Genomic DNA, 17,129 nt, shown 5'->3' on the forward strand with positions numbered 1-17,129 from the left:
ACACGACACTTCACGAGCTACAAACAGGCGACAGATCACGAGCTACTGACACGTTCAACCAGACGAGTTGACACGTCAGGCAACTCAGGGTTATTCTTCTAATATTCCGAAATCATCCAAGCGCTCATCGCGCTTGCGGCGCGCCGTAGTTCGGCGCGAGCAGGCGGTTGCGCACGAGGTAATCGGTGGCGCGCGACCAAGATTCGTCGGTATTGCCGCGCATGTCGGCGCTCACTGCCGCCACCAATTGCCCGGAATGGACGTCGCGCAGATAGAGATTGATGTTGAGGATCAGGTTGGAGACCTTCTGCACCACACCGGTCATCGCAAGGTCAGCGCCCAGCTCGCCGGCCAGCTTCACGTCGCATCCGCCGCAGGCCTGAAGATTGCTGCCGTGCGCCGCAGCATTGACCGGCGCGATATCGAGCACGCGGAACTTGCCCGAGTCCGCGAGCTCCTTGCGCACCTGGTCGCCGGTCCGCAGCAGGCGCGCCTGCTCATCGGCCTGCGGCCCGTTCACCTCTCCCTGCAAGCTGGTGTCGATCATCTCGAGGTCGAACACCGCGAGCTTGGGCGGCTCGGCGCGCGCCGCAGCAGACATCAGCAGCAAGGACATGACGAAGGCGAACACTGATCTCATGATTGTGAACCAGTCGAATTTGTAATCTCGCAACGACAAAAAGCGGGGTTGCAAGCCGGGCCAATTCCGGCATCTTGCACGTCAACGCATGGCCAGAAAAGCGGTAGCTTCTCGAACAAGCCAATGCCGAATGAAGAAAGACTACGGGAGGAGTTATGTTCCGATGGCTGATCGGCACGATCGCGCTCAGCATGGTAGCGACCGGAGCGCTGGCGGCTGATCCCGTCGAAATCCATATCGGCTATCTCGGCCATGCCGGGGTCAGATCGACGCTCTCGCTGATCCAGCAACCGGCCGACAATGACGGCATCGCCGGCGCACGCCTGGCGATCGAAGACAACAACACGACCGGAAAATTCCTCAACCAGCGCTTCGTGCTCGACGACGTGAAGGTCAAGGACGGCGACGATGTCGCCAAGGTCGCGACCGATCTCGCCGGCCGCAACGATTATATCATCACCGACCTGCCCGCCGAAGCCCTGCTCACGGTCGCCGACGCGCTGCGCGACCGCGGCACCGTGCTGCTGAATGCAGGCGCGATCGACGATCGGCTGCGCGAGCAAGACTGCCGCGCCAATGTCATCCATGTCGCACCGACCCGCTCGATGCTGGCGGACGCGCTCGGCCAATACCTGGTGTGGAAGCAGTGGAAGCGCTGGCTGCTGGTGACCGGCTCGCACGATCAGGACAAGCTGTACGCCGACGCGCTGCGCCGCGCCGCCACGCGCTTCGGCGCCAAGATCGTGCAGGAACGGACATTCGAGGACACCGGCGGCGCGCGCCGCACCGACTCCGGCGTGACGCTGATCCAGCGTCAGATGCCGGTGTTCACGCAGCAGGCGCCGGCCTATGACGTGCTGGTCGCCGCCGACGAGAGCGAAGTGTTCGCGAACTATCTGCCCTACCGAACCTGGGACCCGCGCCCCGTGGCGGGCTCGGCGGGCCTGGTGCCGACCAGCTGGGATGCCGCGCATGACCAATGGGGGGCGGTCCAGATCCAGAACCGCTTCGTCAAGCTGAACATGCGCCGCATGACGGCGCTCGACATGCAGGCCTGGACAGCCGCACGCATGATCGGGGAAGCCACCTCCCGCACCAATTCGGGCGATCCCAGGAAGGTCATCGCCTTCCTCAAGGGCAAGGATTTCTCGATCGCCGCCTTCAAGGGCACGCGATTGACCCTGCGAGACTGGAATCTGCAGCTCCGCCAGCCGATCCTGCTGGCCGATGGTCGTATGGTCGTTTCGGTCTCGCCGCAGGAAGGTTTCCTGCATCAGGTCTCCGAACTCGACACGCTCGGTGTTGACCGGCCTGAAACGAAGTGCAAGCTGCAGTGAGGGAGATGAAACGCATGTGGCGCCGCTGTCTGTTGACCGGGATGCTCGTTTGGCTTGCCGCGACACCGGCGTCCGCCTTCGTTGCCTACGTCTCCAACGAGAAGGGCAACACCGTCACGGTCATCGACACCAACAGCTGGACGGTGACCAAAACCATCAAGGTCGGCCAGCGGCCGCGCGGCATCGAGTTCTCGCGCGACGGCAAGTTCGTGATGGTCGCGGTCGGCGACGACGACACGATCCAGGTGATCGATACCAAGACCCAGGAAATCGTCGACACCTTGCCCTCCGGCCCCGACCCGGAATTATTCACCCAGGATGCGGCCGGCAAGACCATGTATGTCGCCAACGAGAACGACAACACAGTCACCGTGATTGATCTGGAGAAGCGTGCCCGGCTCGGCGACATCCAGGTCGGCGTCGAGCCCGAGGGCATGACGATCAGCCCGGACGGCAAGATCCTGATCAACACCTCCGAAACCACGAACATGGCGCATTTCATCGACACCACGACGCGCCAGATCGTCGCCAATGTGCTGGTCGATTCGCGGCCGCGCTTCGCCCAATTCAAGCGTGACAGCTCCGAATTGTGGGTCTCTTCCGAGATCGGCGGCACGGTGTCGATCATCGATCCGGTCAAGCGCGAGGTAACCGGCAAGATCACCTTCGAAATTCCCGGCCTGCGCAACGAGGCGATCCAACCGGTCGGCATCGGCATGACCAAGGACGGCAAGACCGCGTTCATTGCGCTCGGCCCCGCCAACCGCGTCGCTGTCGTCGACGGCGCGACCCACAAGGTCCTCAAATATCTCCTGGTCGGCCAACGGGTCTGGCATATGGATTTCACGCCGGACGAAAAATATCTGATGGTTACCAACGGCGTCTCGAACGACGTCTCGGTGATCGACGTCGCGGCCCAGAAGGTGATCAAGACCATTCAGGTCGGCGAATTGCCCTGGGGGATCACGATCGCGCAGCCATGACCGCAACCGACGCCCATATCGCAAGCCAGCCCTCGCCGGATGCAGGCCCTGTAGCGGCCGTGCAGCCGGCGCTGTCGATCGGCAATGTCAGCCACAGCTACGGTCCGCGGCGCGCCCTGATCGATGTCAATTTCACGGTTCAGCCTGCGAGCTTCACCGCATTGCTGGGCCTCAACGGCGCCGGCAAGAGCACGTTGTTCTCGCTGGTGACGCGGCTGTTCGGGATCCAGAACGGCCAGATCAAGATCTTCGGTCACGACATCAGCCGGACGCCGGGTGAGGCGCTGCGGCTGATGGGCGTCGTATTCCAGCCGCGCACGCTCGATCTCGATCTGTCGCTGACACAGAACCTGCTCTATCACGCCGCGCTGCACGGCATCTCGCGGCGCGAGGCGCGGCTGCGCAGCGCCGAGGTGCTCGGCCGCATCGGCCTTGCCGACCGCGCCGCGAGCAAGGTGCGCGATCTCTCGGGCGGCCAGATGCGGCGGCTCGAGATCGCCCGGGCACTGCTGCACCGTCCCAGGCTGCTGCTGCTCGACGAGGCCACCGTCGGGCTCGACGTCAAGGCGCGCGCCGACATTCTCGATCATGTCCGCCAGCTCGTCACCGAACAGGGCATCGGCGTGCTCTGGGCAACGCATCTGTTCGACGAGATCATGCCGGGCGACGACCTCGTGGTGCTGCATCAGGGCCGGATGCTGGCGCACGGGCCGATGTCGCGCGTGATCGCGGACGCCGGCGCCCAGGACGTCAACACCGCGTTCATGCGCCTGACCGGAACGGCAACCCTCACCGGAAAACCGCCAACATGAGCAGCACGGCGGTCACGCCTGAGCGAAGCGGCTTCTCGGTGTCGGAATACATCGTCTGCCTGAACGGCATCGTATGGCGCGAGGCGCTGCGCTTCCTGCATCAGCGCGAGCGCTTCGTCTCGGCACTGGTTAGGCCGCTGGTCTGGCTGTTCATCTTCGCGGCCGGCTTCCGTCAGGTGCTCGGCATCTCGATCATCCCGCCCTACGAGACCTACATCCTCTACGAGGTCTATATCGCGCCCGGCCTGATGGCGATGATCCAGCTCTTCAACGGCATGCAATCGTCGCTGTCGATGGTCTATGACCGCGAGATGGGCAACATGCGCACGCTGCTGGTCAGCCCGCTGCCGCGCGGCTACCTGCTGTTTTGCAAGCTGCTCGCCGGCACCGCGGTGTCGCTGCTGCAGGTCTACGCCTTCCTGCTGATCGCGTGGTTCTGGGACATCACGCCGCCGACCATCGGCTACCTCACGGTGCTGCCGGCGCTGGTGCTGTCGGGCCTGATGCTCGGCGCATTGGGCATGCTGATCTCAGCCAGCATCAAGCAGCTGGAGAATTTCGCCGGCGTCATGAACTTTGTGATCTTTCCGATGTTCTTTGCCTCGTCGGCCCTCTACCCCCTCTGGCGCGTGCAGGAAGGCAGCCCGATGCTGTATTATGTCTGCCAGTGCAACCCGTTCACGCATGCGGTGGAGCTGATCCGGTTTGCTCTGTACGGCAAGATGAACTGGGTTTCGCTCGCAGTGGTCGGTGGCTGCACGGTGGTGTTCATGATCGGCGCGATCCTGGCCTACGATCCATCGCGCGGCCTGGTGCGCCGCGGACCCGGCGGAGGCGAGGCATGACAGATTGGCGGCCAGTACTCGGCGCGCTGCTCGCGATGGTTCTGTCGAATCAGGTCGCGTTCGCTGCCGACCCGCGTTACCCGGACTGGCCCTGCCAACAGGCCAAGGTGCCCGAGATCTCGCTCGCCGCGGTCTGGGCCGGGCCGCCGCTCGGCGATGCCGAGACCAAGTGGCGGGACAATCCGAAGATCAGCCAACTTGCGACCAAGCTCGCCGCGCGCCGCGTTCCGCTCGAGGATGCACAGAAGGAGATCACCGAGTTCCTGTCGGCCGCCGCGGCCGACAAGGCCAATGCGGGAAAACTGCTGTTCGCGGGCCTGTTCGATACGCTCAACGGCCAGCGGGCCTCGGTCATGAACGGGCTGGAGCGCGTGATGCGCAAGCAGCGCGAGGCCGCAGAAAAGATCCGCGACGACACGGTCAAGCTGCAGGCGCTGCAGGACGCCACGCCGCCGGACCAGGCCAAGGTGGACGAGCTCGGCAATCAGCTGGTCTGGGAGACCCGGATATTCGAGGACCGCGGACGCGTCGTAAAGTTCGTCTGTGAGGTGCCGACCATCATCGACCAGCGGCTGTTCGCGCTGGGCCGTACTATCCAGCAGGAACTGGATTGAGGCCTGCGGCCGATCGCCCCCGCGATCATTGACTTGCCGCCGGAACAAACTGCGCTGCCCGCTCGTTGTCTCCAACTATATCTGAAGTTGGGAGACCACGATGAGAGCAGCCAAGATCGTCATGACCAGCCTCGCCGCTGCGAGCCTGATCACCACAGCGGCTTTGGCCCAGCAATCCATGTCGGGAATGGTCACCAAGATTGACCGACTGAGTGGAACCATCTCGATCCAGCAGACGCAAAGCGGCACGGTGGGCGCGGCCGGCGGCGCTATACAGGAATACAAGGTGCCCAAGGGACAGTCGCTGGAGGAGCTTCACGCCGGTGACAAGGTGACGTTCACCACGTCGGACGGCGACGGCGGCAAGGCCATCAACAAGCTCGACAAGCAGAAGTAGTTCGCTGGAGCGTTTCGCAGCCGTGTGAGGACGCGCTCACTGCTCGCCCTCGCGTGGCTCGGGCTCCGCGTCCGCCAGCGGCAGATTCGCGCGCTCCCACCCGTCGGTTCCTTCCGGATACCACGCCACGTTGCGGTAACCGTAGGACAGCACGCGCTTGGCGGCGTTCCACGACATCCAGCAATTCTCCTGGCAGTAGATCACCAGCAATCTGGCCTTGTCGTCGCCGGAGGCGTGGGCCAGGCCGCGTCGCAGATAGTCCTCGGTCGACGCCGCGAGCTTGCCGTAGCCGGTGTCGGGCAGCCAGATGCTTCCGGGAACGTCGCGATGCGGCCGCTCGCGCCACACCGTGCCGGCCGGCAGATTAGGCTTCGGCGCGCGCGGCAGCACGTCGACGAAGGCGCCTGACTTGTCGCGCCAGATCGCTTCCGCTTCCGCGGTCGTGAGCACGCGTGCGCCGGCGAGCGTGATCGGCACCGGCGCGCGATAATCCTCGATTCGGTAACCGTCGGGCTCTGCAGGGTGGTCCTGTGCGCGGACAGGCGATGCGGCGAGCAATATCACCGCAAGCATGGCCGCGAGTCTGATCATGGCGATTTAGTTGCGGTCTCCGGCCCGATCGGACGGTCGTTCTCGTCGAGCAACGGAACGCCGAAGTCGAGCAGGATCTTGTTGATCGCCGGCTGGTTCTCCTGGATCAGGCGATTGAGCTGCCGCTTCCAGTTCTGGTCGGACGCCCGCACGCCCATGCCGATGCGATAGACCAGCTTGGGTCCTGTGGTCTCCTTGAGCAGCGGCGTGACATGCAGCGGCGGGTTCGCTTTCTTGGCATAGAAGCCGGCCATCGGCCCCCACAGGATGCCGGCGTCGATCTCGCCCTTTTCAAGGTCGTTCATCATCGCCTCGGCCGAGGAATCGTAGCGCGTGTCGATCATCAGCGGATAAGGCTTCGCATTGCTCATCAGGCCGTTGATGGCCATGTTGGTCGCGGGCGGCGTTCCGGCGACGATGCCGATATGCTTGCCCTTCAGCCGCTCATCCTCGAGCGTCGTGACCTCATCCAGTCCACTGCCCGGCCTGGCAACGATCGCATAGGCCGTGCGGTAATACGGATTGGTCCCCTGCGCGAGGTCGTCACCTTGCGGAAAGCCCATGATCACGTCGCAGCGATGCGAGCCGAGCGTGACCCGCACGAAGCCGGTCGCCTGCGGGAAATACATGTAATCGAGCTTCTTTTGCAGCTTCTCGGCGAACAGCTCGCCGATCTTGTTCTCAAAACCTTCGCCCTTGTCATTCGAGAACGGCAGGTTGCGCGGATCGGCGCAAATGCGCAGCACCTTGGGATCGACCAGCTCGATGGAGAGTTCGCCCTGCTCATTGACCTGCGCGCGCGCGACGTCGCGGCCGGCGAGACAGACGATGAAGCCGAAAAGCGCGAGCAGAACAGGACGGCATCCGATAACCTTCATTACGCGGTCTCCTCTTGATCGGGCAGATTGCCGCCATCCACCAATTGCCCGGCACACCATGACGTGCAACAGGGATAATGATCGCGACGGTGCCGCGTTGCTTGTTGCAGCGCAAACTGGAGCGCGGCGACATCGATCGCGCGTCCCGGAAAACTGAGGCGGAAACATGGCTCATGGCGGTTCGGTGCTTGCGCTGCTCCTGGTGCTTTGGGCACCGACCATAGCGCGGGCCCAACAGGCGGAATTGCCTGTGAGCGAAGTCGCCCCCGGAATATTCGTTCACAGCGGGGTCACTGCATTGATGACGCGCGACAACGAGGGCGCCATCGCCAATGTCGGCTTCGTGGTCGGCGACAGCGCCATTGCCGTCATCGACACCGGCGGCAGCGTCCGCGAAGGGCGGCAATTGCTCGCCGCGGTGCGCAGCCACAGCGACAAGCCGATCCGCTATGTGATCAACACCCACGCGCATCCGGATCATAGCTTCGGCAACGCGGCATTCGTCGCCGACGGGACCAGCTTCGTCGGCCACAAGGCCCTGCCCCAAGCGCTCGCGGCACGCGGGCAATTCTATCTCGACGGCTTTCGCCGGACCATGGGCGATGCGTTGATCGACGAGGTCCGGATCATTCCGCCGACCGTGCTGGTCGCGGACACGCTGAAGCTCGACCTCGGCGGACGAACCCTCACCTTGAAGGCATGGCCACCCGCCCACAGCGACAACGACCTCACGGTGTTCGATGAACGCACCGGCACCCTGTTCGCCGGCGATCTGGTGTTCCTCGACCATATTCCCGTGGTCGACGGCAGCCTCAAGGGCTGGTTGCGTGCGCTCGACAATCTCCAGGCTATTCCCGCCGAGCGCGTGGTTCCCGGTCACGGACCCGTGAGTGCGTGGCCCGCGGCGCTCGGCGACGAGCGGCGTTATCTTCAGACGCTGGCTGCGGACGTCCGCGCGCTGGTCGCAAGCGGCAAGCCGATCACGGCTGCGGCGGAGCACGCCGCGGCAGCCGAGCGGCCGCGTTGGCAATTGTTTGACGATTACAACGCCCGCAACGCAACTGCAGCATTCTCGGAAATTGAATGGGAGTAGCTGTTGGTCCTATAATGATGCGGCTGCATTAGGATCTCGCGAACATGACCGGACATCGCGCCCGCCTGCTTTGCATCGCCAGCCTTCTCACGGTCGCGCTGGGGACACCGGCTGCGCCCGCTGCCGAGACCTACGATCCCTGGCCGGGTCTCGTCCAGGACATCTTCAGCAATCGTCCGATGAATGACGGCAACGATGTCATCGGCATCGAGATGCCGGCGCGCGCGGAAGACGCCGCAATCGTTCCGGTGACGCTGCGCACCAAGCTGCAACCGGGCGACAGCCGCCGCGTCGTCGCCATCACGCTTGTGATCGACGAGAACCCGGCGCCGATGGCCGCGAAATTCACGCTCGGGCCGGACGCCAACGTCACCGAGATCTCGACCCGCGTCCGCGTCAACAACTACACCAACGTGCACGCCGTCGCAGAGCTCAGCGACGGCAAGCTCTATGTCAGCAAGGTGTATGTGAAAGCATCCGGCGGCTGCTCGGCGCCGGCCGGCAAGAACGTCGAGGAAGCGAAGAACCGGCTCGGCCAGATGCGCTACCGGCAATTCACGAAGTCCGAACAGGGGCCGGCGACGAGCACGCGGGAGGCCCAGATCATGATCGGGCATCCGAACAACTCAGGCCTGCAGATGGACCAGGTCACGCAGCTCTACATCCCGGCCTTCTTCGTCAATGAGCTGCACATCTGGCAGGACGACAGTCCGGTGCTCACGATGGAAGGCGGGATCTCGATTTCCGAGGACCCCAACATCCGCTTCACCTACGTCTCGAATGGCGCCAGGCACTTCCGCGCCGAGGCCAAGGACACCGACGGTCACGTCTTCGACCACGAATGGAAGGTCGAGAATCCCGGGACCTGACACGCCAGCGATCTCGCGCTCGACCCTAGAAACACCTCACCTCGGCCTCGGCCTGCGCCCGCCTGAGGTCGCTGAGCGCGTTGGCGGCCTGCTCGGACGAGCGGAACTGGCCGCCCAGATTGCCGCGCACCTGCGCCATGCTCAGCACGGTCTCGGCGGTGACGTAGCGGTCATAGGGGATGATCGAGGCGACCACGTCGATCGAGCAGGAACATTGTTCGATCGACTGTCGCGATTCGCCATTGGACTTCATGCAGCCGAACACATATTCGGCCCGCGCCGAGGTCGGATAGTCGTTGATCTCCTGGGCCCGCACGCTGATGGTCGTCCCGGCGAGCACCAAGACGGCGACAATCGGTCGTAGCATGCCAGCTCCTGCCATGGTCCTGCTTCCTCTTCTCTTTCGGCAAGCTATGCTATGGATGTTGATCAGAAAAGAAAACATTCGGGGAAGTGGCTCAACAAACGATGATCATCTCTGTACGCACGGTGTTGGCTGCGGCAGTCGTGGCGGTCATGCAGTTCGGCACCTCGTGCACCGCGGAGACTATCCGCGTTGCAGCGCAGAAGACCGGAACGCTGGCCTGGGAACTGGCCGTCATTCGCTCCCACGGTCTCGACAAGAAGGCCAATCTGTCGATCGATATCGTCGAGCTCGCCAGCCCCGAGGCCGGCAAGATCGCGCTGCGCTCCGGCTCGGCCGACGTGATGGTGTCGGACTGGCCCTGGGTGTCGCGCGAACGTTCGCTCGGCGCCAAGCTGCAGTTCTATCCCTATTCGAGTGCGCTGGGCGCCGTGATGGTCCCGGCCGCCTCACCGCTCAAGACCCTTGCCGACCTCAAGGGGCGCAAGCTTGCCGTCGCCGGCGGCGCGATCGACAAGAACTGGCTGCTGCTGCAGGCCGCATTGAAGCAGGACGGCGTCGACCTGAAATCGCAGGCGAGCATCGTCTACGGCGCGCCGCCGCTGCTCGCCGCCAAGGCCCTCGGCGGCGAGATGGACGCGACGCTCAATTACTGGAATTTCTGCGCGGCGCTTGAGGCCAAAGGCTTTCGCCGGCTTTCCGGCATGGAAGAGATCCTGCAAAAGCTCGGCAGCAAAGGTCGCATCGCGATGATCGGCTACGTGTTCGACGAGGCCTGGGCCAACGCCAACAAGGATCTGGTGGCCCGCTTCATCGCCGTGACGCGCGCCGCGAAAGAGATTCTGGCGACCTCGGATGCCGAGTGGGACACGATCGCGCCGCTCACCGGCGCGCAGGATACGGCGACGCTGCAGGCCTATCGCGACCGCTACCGCGAAGGCATCCCGCGCCGTCCGATCGCTGACGAAGAGGCGGATGCACGCGTGCTCTACCGGGTGCTGGCGCAGCTCGGCGGCCGCGATCTCGTCGGCACCGCGACCGAGCTCGATCCCGGCACGTTCTATCAAGCGATCCCGGGAGACTAGCGGTGCTGCGCCTCCTGTCATTCGCGCTGTTCATCGCAACCTGGTGGATTGCCTCGCTGTTGATCGGCGATGCGAAGCTGCCGGCGCCGCCGGCGGTGCTATCGGTCCTCGCCGCCGAGGCGCGATCGGGTGCGCTGTTCGTCAATCTCGGCGCAACGCTTGCGCGCGTCGCGCTGGCCTTCACCCTCGCCATGGCGCTCGGCTCGGCGATCGGCTACCTGATGGGCCGCGTGTCGCTTGCCGATCGCCTCGGCGATCCCTGGCTGATCCTGCTGCTCAACCTGCCGGCGTTGGTCGTCATCGTGCTGGCCTATATCTGGGCCGGGCTGACCGAGGTCGCCGCGATCACGGCCATCGCCATCAACAAGCTGCCGACCGCCGTGGTCACCCTGCGCGAGGGCGCCCGCGCGCTCGACCCTGCGCTCGACGAGATGGCAACGGCGTTTGCCTTGCCACGCGGCCGCGCCTTCCGGCATGTGGTCCTGCCGCAGCTTGCACCCTACATTGCGGCTGCTGCACGCTCCGGGCTGTCGCTGGTCTGGAAGATCGTGCTGGTCGCCGAGTATCTCGGCCGCCCCAACGGGGTCGGCTTCGAGATCGGGGTCGCCTTCCAACTGTTCGACATCCCGTTGCTGCTCGCCTACTCGCTGAGCTTTGCCGGAGTCGTGCTCGTCATCGAAACCGTGCTGGTGCAGCCGTTTGAAACCAGGCTAACGCGGTGGCGGCTCCGTGCAGCTTGAGGTCAATATCACAGGCAAGAGCTTTGCGAGCGCGGCCGGAAAGCGGCACGACGTGCTCGACAACGTCACCTTCACGTTGAACGCCGGCGAGGTTGGCGTGCTGTTCGGCCCATCGGGCTGCGGCAAGAGCACCCTGCTCCGGATTCTCGCCGGGCTCGACGCCAATTACCAGGGCCACGTCGCGCGCTCCCCCGGCATGCGGCTCGGCATGGTGTTCCAGGAGCCGCGGCTGTTGCCCTGGCGCACCGTGGAGGAGAATGTGCGGATCGCCGCACCTGACGTCGACGACGGCACGCTGTCGGCGCTGTTCGAGGTGCTCGAATTGAGCGTGCACCGCAACCACTTTCCCGGTGAGCTATCGCTCGGCCTCGCCCGCCGCGTCGCGCTCGCCCGCGCCTTCGCCATCGAACCGGATTTCCTCATTCTCGACGAGCCGCTGGCTTCGCTCGACAATGCACTTGCGGGACGGTTGCGCGACCAGGTCGCGACACTGGTCGCCAGCCGGAAGATGATGACGCTGCTGGTCACCCACGATCTCGACGACGCAGTCCGCCTCGGCGACCGCCTCTTTTTCCTGTCGCCGCGACCGGCCCGAATCCTTCACGTGGAAACCATCGCCGCGCCGCGCGCGACGCGAAGCGAGCCGGAGATCGGCGAAATCAAACGGCAGCTCTCACAGTTGGACCTTGCAAATATGTGAGACGCCGTCATCCTTGGACGAAAACGTGAGGGAGAGATTGGATGTCGCGTGCGTTGATCGCTGTTGGTGTTGCGTTGCTTGTGCTGCCGGCCACAGTGCTCGCCCAAAGCAAGGGCAAAGGCATCCGGCTGTGGAATCTGACCAGCGCCACGATTTCGAGCTTCGAGTTGTCGCCGGCGAGCAAGAACGAGTGGGGTCCGAACCAGACGCTCAACGACAAGGACAAGGAAGTCGAACACGACGAGCGCCTGCGGATCACCGGCGTCGAGCCCGGCCGCTACGATGCCAAGGTCGGCTACAGCGGCGCCAGGCAGTGCTTCGTTCGCGACATCGAGATCAAGGCCGATGCGGTGTTTTCGGTGTCCGACAAGGATCTGAAGGACTGCAATAAATGACGGGCTAGCCGGCCGGCGGCGCGCCACCGCTGCCGGCGCGATCGTTGGTGTGCGGATATTCGCAACGCCATCGCACCGCGGTCCATTTCGGATGCTCGCCGACCCATTGCGCGATGTAAGGCGGCGCGGCCATGGCGCATTGCTGCAGCGAACCATTCCAGTTGAACACCAGATGCTGCTCCTCGCAGGTGGCGGGCGACAGCACGGCACATACGGTGACGATCAGATCAATCGGGTTCATGCATGAAACCTCGCGGGCGTCGTCAAAAGATAACATAAGCGCTACGCCCGCAGCAGGCGGAAGTTTCAATTCGATGCGAGATCAAGCGGAACTTAGCGGTCACGGCCCGGCGAGGACGCCGACCTGACCCGAGCCGGCAGCTGTGAAACCGGCGCCTTGCCGTCAGTTCATTTCGTCAATAAGCTGGTTCCCCACAACTGCTAACAGGCTGATGGCTCTTACGGAAACCTCCCGGCGCGGCGTCGCGGTCGCTGTGTGCTTGCTGGCGCTCGCCGCGGGCGCTTGGCCTCTCACGGGCCAGGTCCGGCGCGCAGCTGCGGAGCCGCAGCCGGACAAATCGGATTCGGGCCGCACGGAGCCTTCCCGCACCGCAAACAACGACCAGGCAGCGGTCAAGTTGACGCCCAGCCAGCAGGGACAGATCGGACTCGAAACCGCGGTTGTGGAAGCCGCTCCGCATCCTGAGCAATTCCGCGCATACGGTGCGGTGCTGGACATATCCCGCATTACCGAGCTCGCCAACAGCTACGCCAATGCGCAGGCTCAGCTCCAGACAGCGCAAGCCAAGCTCGAAGTCGCAAAGAGCGCATTCGACCGGACCAAGAATCTCGTCGACTCCGCCGCGCTCCCGAGAAAGGAAGCCGAAACCGCCGAGGGAACGTTGCGGTCCGACAAGGCTACGCTTGCCGCGGCGGAATCGCAGCTCAGGACCCTCGCGGCGACGGCGCAGCAGGAATGGGGGCCGGTGATCGGCCGCGGAATCGTGGAGCGTTCGCCCGCCGTTGTCAGGCTGATCGAGCGCGATCAGTTTCTGGTTCAGGTCACGCTGCCGCCCGGCGTTTCTGTCACCGGGACTCCGGGAACGGCTCTGGCGCAAGCGCCGACGCGAAATGCGAACATCGATCTCCAGTACGTCTCTCCGGCAACACGCACCGACCCCCGTATTCAGGGATTGAGCTACTTCTTCTCGGCTCCCGGCGACAGCGGCCTGCTGCCCGGCATGAACACCACCGTCTATGTGCCGTCCGGCAACACTTACGAGGGCGTGTTCATTGAAGATACGGCGATCGTGCGATGGCAGGGCCGATCGTGGATCTACCTGCGCGTGAGCCCCGACAGCTTCCGACGGCATCCGATCAGCACGGATCAGCCGGTTTCGGATGACGACTACGTCGTCCGAGACATCCCATCGGGATCCGAGATCGTGATCCGGGGCGCACAGGTCTTGCTGTCCGAGGAGGCCAAGAGCCAGCTTCGGGGCGGCGACGACAATGACTGACGGCATCGGCTCCAACAGGCTCGGGCCGCAAGCCGCTCTCGTCGCGTTCGCCATCCGCTTCCGCGGCATCGTGCTCGCGCTTTCGTTCGCGCTGCTCGGCTATGGCCTGTTCACGCTCGGCGAAGCCAAATACGGCGTCTTCCCCGAATTTGCACCGCCGCAGGTCGCGATCCAGACCGAAGCGCCTGGGCTCAGCCCGGAGCATGTCGAACTTCTGGTCACACAACCGATCGAAACGTCGATCAACGGCTTGGCTGGCGTCGAAAGTCTGCGCTCGTCGTCGATCCAGGGCCTCTCCGTGGTGACGGTGGTCTTCCAGCCGGGTAGCGACATCTACCGGGCGCGCCAATTGGTGACGGAGCGTCTCGCGGTCGTGGCCACCCGACTGCCACAAGGTGTGCAGCCGCCGTCGATGACACCATTGACCCCGCTGGCCGGCACGGTGCTGGTCATTGGCCTGACGTCCGACCAGCGCTCGCTGATGGATTTGCGCACCGTTGCGGACTGGACCGTGGCAAGACGGCTTCTGGCCGTGCCGGGTGTGGCGCAAGTGTCCACTTACGGGAAGGATGTCAGGTCTCTGCAAGTGCAGGTCCGCCCGGATGACCTGATCCGCTTCCGGGTCGGCCTGAATGATGTGCTGGCCGCCGCGCGCAAGGCCACCGGCGTACGAGGCGCCGGCTTCATCGATACCGCCAATCAGCGCGTCACGCTGCAAACCCAGGGCCAGTCCTTGACGCCCGACCAGCTTGCCCGCACCGTTCTTCTGCACGAGGGCGGCGCAAGCGTGGTTCTCGGCGACGTCGCGACCGTCGTGACCGCTCCCGAGCCGCCGATCGGGGCCGCCCTCATCGACGGCGTGCCTGGCGTCATGCTGATGGTGAGCCAGCAATACGGCGCGAATACGCGAGAGGTCACCACGCGGGCGGAAGCCGCCCTGCAGGAACTGCGACCTGGCCTTGAAGCCGACGGAGTTCGGCTCCATGCGGACATATTCCGCCCCGCCAATTTCATCGACGCGGCGACCGAGAACGTGCTCAACGCCTTGTTGATCGGTGGAGTGCTCGTGGTCGTTGTTCTGTTTCTATTTCTGTTCGACTGGCGTACCTCGATCATCAGTTGCACTGCCATCCCCCTATCGTTGATAGCGGCCGTGCTCGCACTGCAATGGATGGGTGAAACGCTCAACACGATGACGCTCGGCGGCCTCGCAATCGCGATCGGCGAAGTCGTCGATGACGCCGTGATCGGCGTCGAGAATGTCGTACGTCGATTGCGCGAGAACCGCCGGGCAACGGTGCCGAGATCCGAGGCTCGCGTCGTGCTCGATGCGTTCCTCGAGGTGCGTACCGCCGTTGCCTATGCGACGTTTGCGGTGCTGCTGGTCTTCTTTCCGATCCTGGCGCTCTCCGGCATTGCCGGTCGTCTCTTCGGCCCCCTGGGCATCGCCTACATCTTCGCCGTGCTCGCCTCGCTCGCGGTCGCCCTTACCGTGACGCCGGCGCTCTCCATGCTGCTCCTCGTCGGAAGGACGGGCGGACAGCGCCAGCATGAACCTCCTGCGGTGCGGTGGTCGCGTCACCACTACCAGGCCTTGCTGCGTCGTATCGGCCGTTACCCGAAGCTGGTGATGACGGCGGCCGCGGCTTTGACGATCGCCGGCGCGGCGATGCTGCCTTTCTTCGGCGGGACCTTCCTGCCGGACCTGCGGGAAGGTCATCTGATTCTGCACGTCTCCGCGATCCCCGGCACCTCGCTCGACGAGTCGCTTCGTATCGGCAAACTGATGACCGATACGCTCCGACAGATCCCGGGTGTGCGGAGAGTGGCGCAGCATGCAGGCCGGGCCGAGGCCGGCATCGACACGGTTGGCCCGCATTCCAGCGAGTTCGAGGTCGACTTGGAGCCGGGGCTCTCGGGCCGGGCGCAATCCGCAGCAGAGGCCCGCATCAGGGCCGCACTTGCCGACTTCCCGGGGGTTTCCTTCTCGAGCAAGACCTACCTGACGGAACGCGTCGAGGAGACCGTCTCCGGCTTCAGCGCGGCAGTGGTCATCAATATCTACGGGCCCGATCTCGATTCACTCGAACGCGCTGCGCGCGACGTCGCGCGAGAACTGGATGAAGTCGCGGGCGCCGTCGACGTGCAGCAACGATCCCCGCCCGGAATGCCGCAGGTCAATGTGACGCTTCGCCCGACGGACCTGCAGCGCTGGGGGCTCGATGCGGTCGAAGTGCTCGAACTGATTCGTACCGCCTATCAGGGCGATGTCGTCGGCCAGGGGTATGAAGGCAATGCCGTCTTCAATGTCATCGTGATCCTCGACGCGCATGCCCGCGCCCGACTGACCCAGATCGGTGACCTGCCGGTGCGCACGCCGAGCGGCGCTTACATCCTGTTGAAGCAAATCGCCGACGTCTACGAGACCTCGGGCCGTTATCAGATCCAGCACCTGAATGCGCAGCGCGTGCAGACCGTAACGGCGAACGTCAGCGGGCGCGATCTCGATTCCTTCGTGGCCGCCGCCAAACGCAAGCTGGCCCGCGAGGTGACGCTGCCGCCCGGCGCTCGTGTCGAGTTTGCCGGAGCGGCCGAGGCCCAGGCCCGCTCGCGGCACGATCTCATCGTCAACACCTTGCTGGCCGGGACAGGAATCGTCGTCCTGCTTGCGATGGTTACCGGCCATTGGCGGAATCTGCTGCTGGTCATGATCAACCTGCCGTTTGCCTTTGTCGGTGGCGTGTTCGCCTTGGCATTGACCGGTGGCCTGCTTTCGCTCGGATCGATGGTCGGCTTCGTGACGCTGTTCGGCATCACGCTGCGCAACTCCATCCTCATGATCTCGCACTACGAGCACCTCGTCCTCGTCGACGGTCGCGTGTGGGGACTGGACACCGTGATCGAGGGCGCGGCCGACCGTCTCGTCCCGATCCTGATGACGTCTCTCGTGACCGGGCTGGGATTGCTGCCGCTCGCGATCGGTGCGGGAGAACCTGGACGTGAAATCGAGGGCCCGATGGCGATCGTCATTCTTGGGGGCCTGATGACTTCGATGGCGCTTAGCCTGCTGGTGCTGCCGACCCTCGCGCTTCGATATGCGCGTTTCAAGAACCGCCCCTAGGAACTCGCAGAGCGCGCGACGATCGGAACCGGGTTCGCTTCACAAGCGGCAGCAGCCCCGATCAATCATTGGCGCAGCACAATCCGGCAATGGACGGTTGGGATTTTGGGCGGAATGTCGAAGCCGATTGAGCTGCGGCTTTGCG

General features: G+C 64.3%; 19 protein-coding genes. 14 read left to right on the forward strand and 5 right to left on the reverse strand.

What is annotated here, in order from left to right; translation table 11 throughout:
• Window positions 1–124: 124 nt before the first annotated feature.
• Window positions 125–601, reverse strand: coding sequence for a DUF3280 domain-containing protein (locus CO675_RS30260; protein WP_097675549.1), 477 nt, complete (start codon window positions 599–601; stop codon window positions 125–127).
• Window positions 602–795: 194 nt separating this feature from the next.
• Between CO675_RS30260 and CO675_RS30265 the strand changes: the two genes are divergently transcribed.
• The 6 genes from CO675_RS30265 to CO675_RS30290 all read left to right on the forward strand — a co-directional run bounded on the left by CO675_RS30265 (window position 796) and on the right by CO675_RS30290 (window position 5,628).
• Window positions 796–1,977, forward strand: coding sequence for a lanthanide ABC transporter ABC transporter substrate-binding protein PedA1 (locus CO675_RS30265; protein WP_097675439.1), 1,182 nt, complete (start codon window positions 796–798; stop codon window positions 1,975–1,977).
• Between the two features lie 5 nt (window positions 1,978–1,982).
• Window positions 1,983–2,960, forward strand: a complete 978-nt coding sequence (locus CO675_RS30270) for a YVTN family beta-propeller repeat protein (protein WP_097675440.1) — start codon at window positions 1,983–1,985, stop codon at window positions 2,958–2,960.
• A complete protein-coding gene (locus tag CO675_RS30275; RefSeq protein WP_245452987.1) occupies window positions 2,957–3,772 on the forward strand; it encodes a lanthanide ABC transporter ATP-binding protein PedB/LutE in 816 nt (271 codons plus the stop codon). The genes CO675_RS30270 and CO675_RS30275 overlap by 4 nt, the downstream gene beginning before the upstream one ends.
• Window positions 3,769–4,617: a lanthanide ABC transporter permease protein PedC gene (locus CO675_RS30280; protein ID WP_097675441.1), complete on the forward strand. Its 849-nt coding sequence runs from the start codon at window positions 3,769–3,771 to the stop codon at window positions 4,615–4,617. Before CO675_RS30275 ends, CO675_RS30280 begins: the two co-directional genes overlap by 4 nt.
• Window positions 4,614–5,231, forward strand: coding sequence for a hypothetical protein (locus CO675_RS30285; RefSeq protein ID WP_245452988.1), 618 nt, complete (start codon window positions 4,614–4,616; stop codon window positions 5,229–5,231). The genes CO675_RS30280 and CO675_RS30285 overlap by 4 nt, the downstream gene beginning before the upstream one ends.
• 100 nt (window positions 5,232–5,331) lie before the next feature.
• On the forward strand, window positions 5,332–5,628 hold the full coding sequence (locus CO675_RS30290; protein ID WP_097675443.1) for a copper-binding protein: 297 nt from the start codon (window positions 5,332–5,334) through the stop codon (window positions 5,626–5,628).
• Between the two features lie 36 nt (window positions 5,629–5,664).
• On the opposite strand, the gene CO675_RS30295 is transcribed toward CO675_RS30290, so the two are convergent.
• Together CO675_RS30295 and CO675_RS30300 are read right to left on the reverse strand one after the other, a co-directional pair.
• Entirely contained in the window at window positions 5,665–6,219 is a 555-nt protein-coding gene (locus CO675_RS30295; RefSeq protein WP_097675444.1) for a PQQ-dependent catabolism-associated CXXCW motif protein, read from the reverse strand.
• Window positions 6,216–7,097, reverse strand: a complete 882-nt coding sequence (locus CO675_RS30300) for a substrate-binding domain-containing protein (protein WP_097675445.1) — start codon at window positions 7,095–7,097, stop codon at window positions 6,216–6,218. Before CO675_RS30300 ends, CO675_RS30295 begins: the two co-directional genes overlap by 4 nt.
• 166 nt (window positions 7,098–7,263) lie before the next feature.
• Between CO675_RS30300 and CO675_RS30305 the strand changes: the two genes are divergently transcribed.
• Entirely contained in the window at window positions 7,264–8,190 is a 927-nt protein-coding gene (locus CO675_RS30305) for a quinoprotein relay system zinc metallohydrolase 2 (RefSeq protein WP_097675446.1), read from the forward strand.
• Window positions 8,191–8,234: 44 nt separating this feature from the next.
• Window positions 8,235–9,059 (forward strand): quinoprotein dehydrogenase-associated SoxYZ-like carrier, encoded by an 825-nt coding sequence (locus CO675_RS30310; RefSeq protein ID WP_097675447.1) that lies wholly within the window; start codon window positions 8,235–8,237, stop codon window positions 9,057–9,059.
• Between the two features lie 25 nt (window positions 9,060–9,084).
• On the opposite strand, the gene CO675_RS30315 is transcribed toward CO675_RS30310, so the two are convergent.
• A complete protein-coding gene (locus CO675_RS30315; RefSeq protein WP_456665945.1) occupies window positions 9,085–9,426 on the reverse strand; it encodes a hypothetical protein in 342 nt (113 codons plus the stop codon).
• A 149-nt stretch (window positions 9,427–9,575) separates the two neighbouring features.
• Here CO675_RS30315 and CO675_RS30320 point away from each other — a divergent pair, with 149 nt between their 5' ends.
• Genes CO675_RS30320 through CO675_RS30335 form a run of 4 tightly spaced genes read left to right on the forward strand, consistent with a single transcriptional unit; the run spans window position 9,576 to window position 12,343 of the window.
• Window positions 9,576–10,508, forward strand: a complete 933-nt coding sequence (locus CO675_RS30320) for an ABC transporter substrate-binding protein (protein WP_198964803.1) — start codon at window positions 9,576–9,578, stop codon at window positions 10,506–10,508.
• A 2-nt stretch (window positions 10,509–10,510) separates the two neighbouring features.
• Window positions 10,511–11,248 (forward strand): ABC transporter permease, encoded by a 738-nt coding sequence (locus tag CO675_RS30325; protein ID WP_097675450.1) that lies wholly within the window; start codon window positions 10,511–10,513, stop codon window positions 11,246–11,248.
• Window positions 11,238–11,948: an ABC transporter ATP-binding protein gene (locus tag CO675_RS30330; protein ID WP_097675451.1), complete on the forward strand. Its 711-nt coding sequence runs from the start codon at window positions 11,238–11,240 to the stop codon at window positions 11,946–11,948. Before CO675_RS30325 ends, CO675_RS30330 begins: the two co-directional genes overlap by 11 nt.
• A gap of 41 nt (window positions 11,949–11,989) precedes the next feature.
• The gene (locus CO675_RS30335; protein WP_097675452.1) at window positions 11,990–12,343 is read left to right on the forward strand and encodes a hypothetical protein; all 354 of its coding nucleotides are present in this window, start codon (window positions 11,990–11,992) and stop codon (window positions 12,341–12,343) included.
• A gap of 4 nt (window positions 12,344–12,347) precedes the next feature.
• On the opposite strand, the gene CO675_RS30340 is transcribed toward CO675_RS30335, so the two are convergent.
• The gene (locus CO675_RS30340; protein ID WP_097675453.1) at window positions 12,348–12,584 is read right to left on the reverse strand and encodes a hypothetical protein; all 237 of its coding nucleotides are present in this window, start codon (window positions 12,582–12,584) and stop codon (window positions 12,348–12,350) included.
• Window positions 12,585–12,795: 211 nt separating this feature from the next.
• Here CO675_RS30340 and CO675_RS30345 point away from each other — a divergent pair, with 211 nt between their 5' ends.
• The gene (locus CO675_RS30345; RefSeq protein WP_245452989.1) at window positions 12,796–13,863 is read left to right on the forward strand and encodes an efflux RND transporter periplasmic adaptor subunit; all 1,068 of its coding nucleotides are present in this window, start codon (window positions 12,796–12,798) and stop codon (window positions 13,861–13,863) included.
• Window positions 13,856–16,984, forward strand: coding sequence for an efflux RND transporter permease subunit (locus CO675_RS30350; RefSeq protein ID WP_097675454.1), 3,129 nt, complete (start codon window positions 13,856–13,858; stop codon window positions 16,982–16,984). The genes CO675_RS30345 and CO675_RS30350 overlap by 8 nt, the downstream gene beginning before the upstream one ends.
• The last annotated feature ends 145 nt before the right edge of the window (window positions 16,985–17,129 follow it).

Origin of the sequence: Bradyrhizobium sp. C9, from assembly GCF_002532045.1 — a bacterium.
In the GTDB taxonomy this organism is placed as follows: domain Bacteria; phylum Pseudomonadota; class Alphaproteobacteria; order Rhizobiales; family Xanthobacteraceae; genus Bradyrhizobium.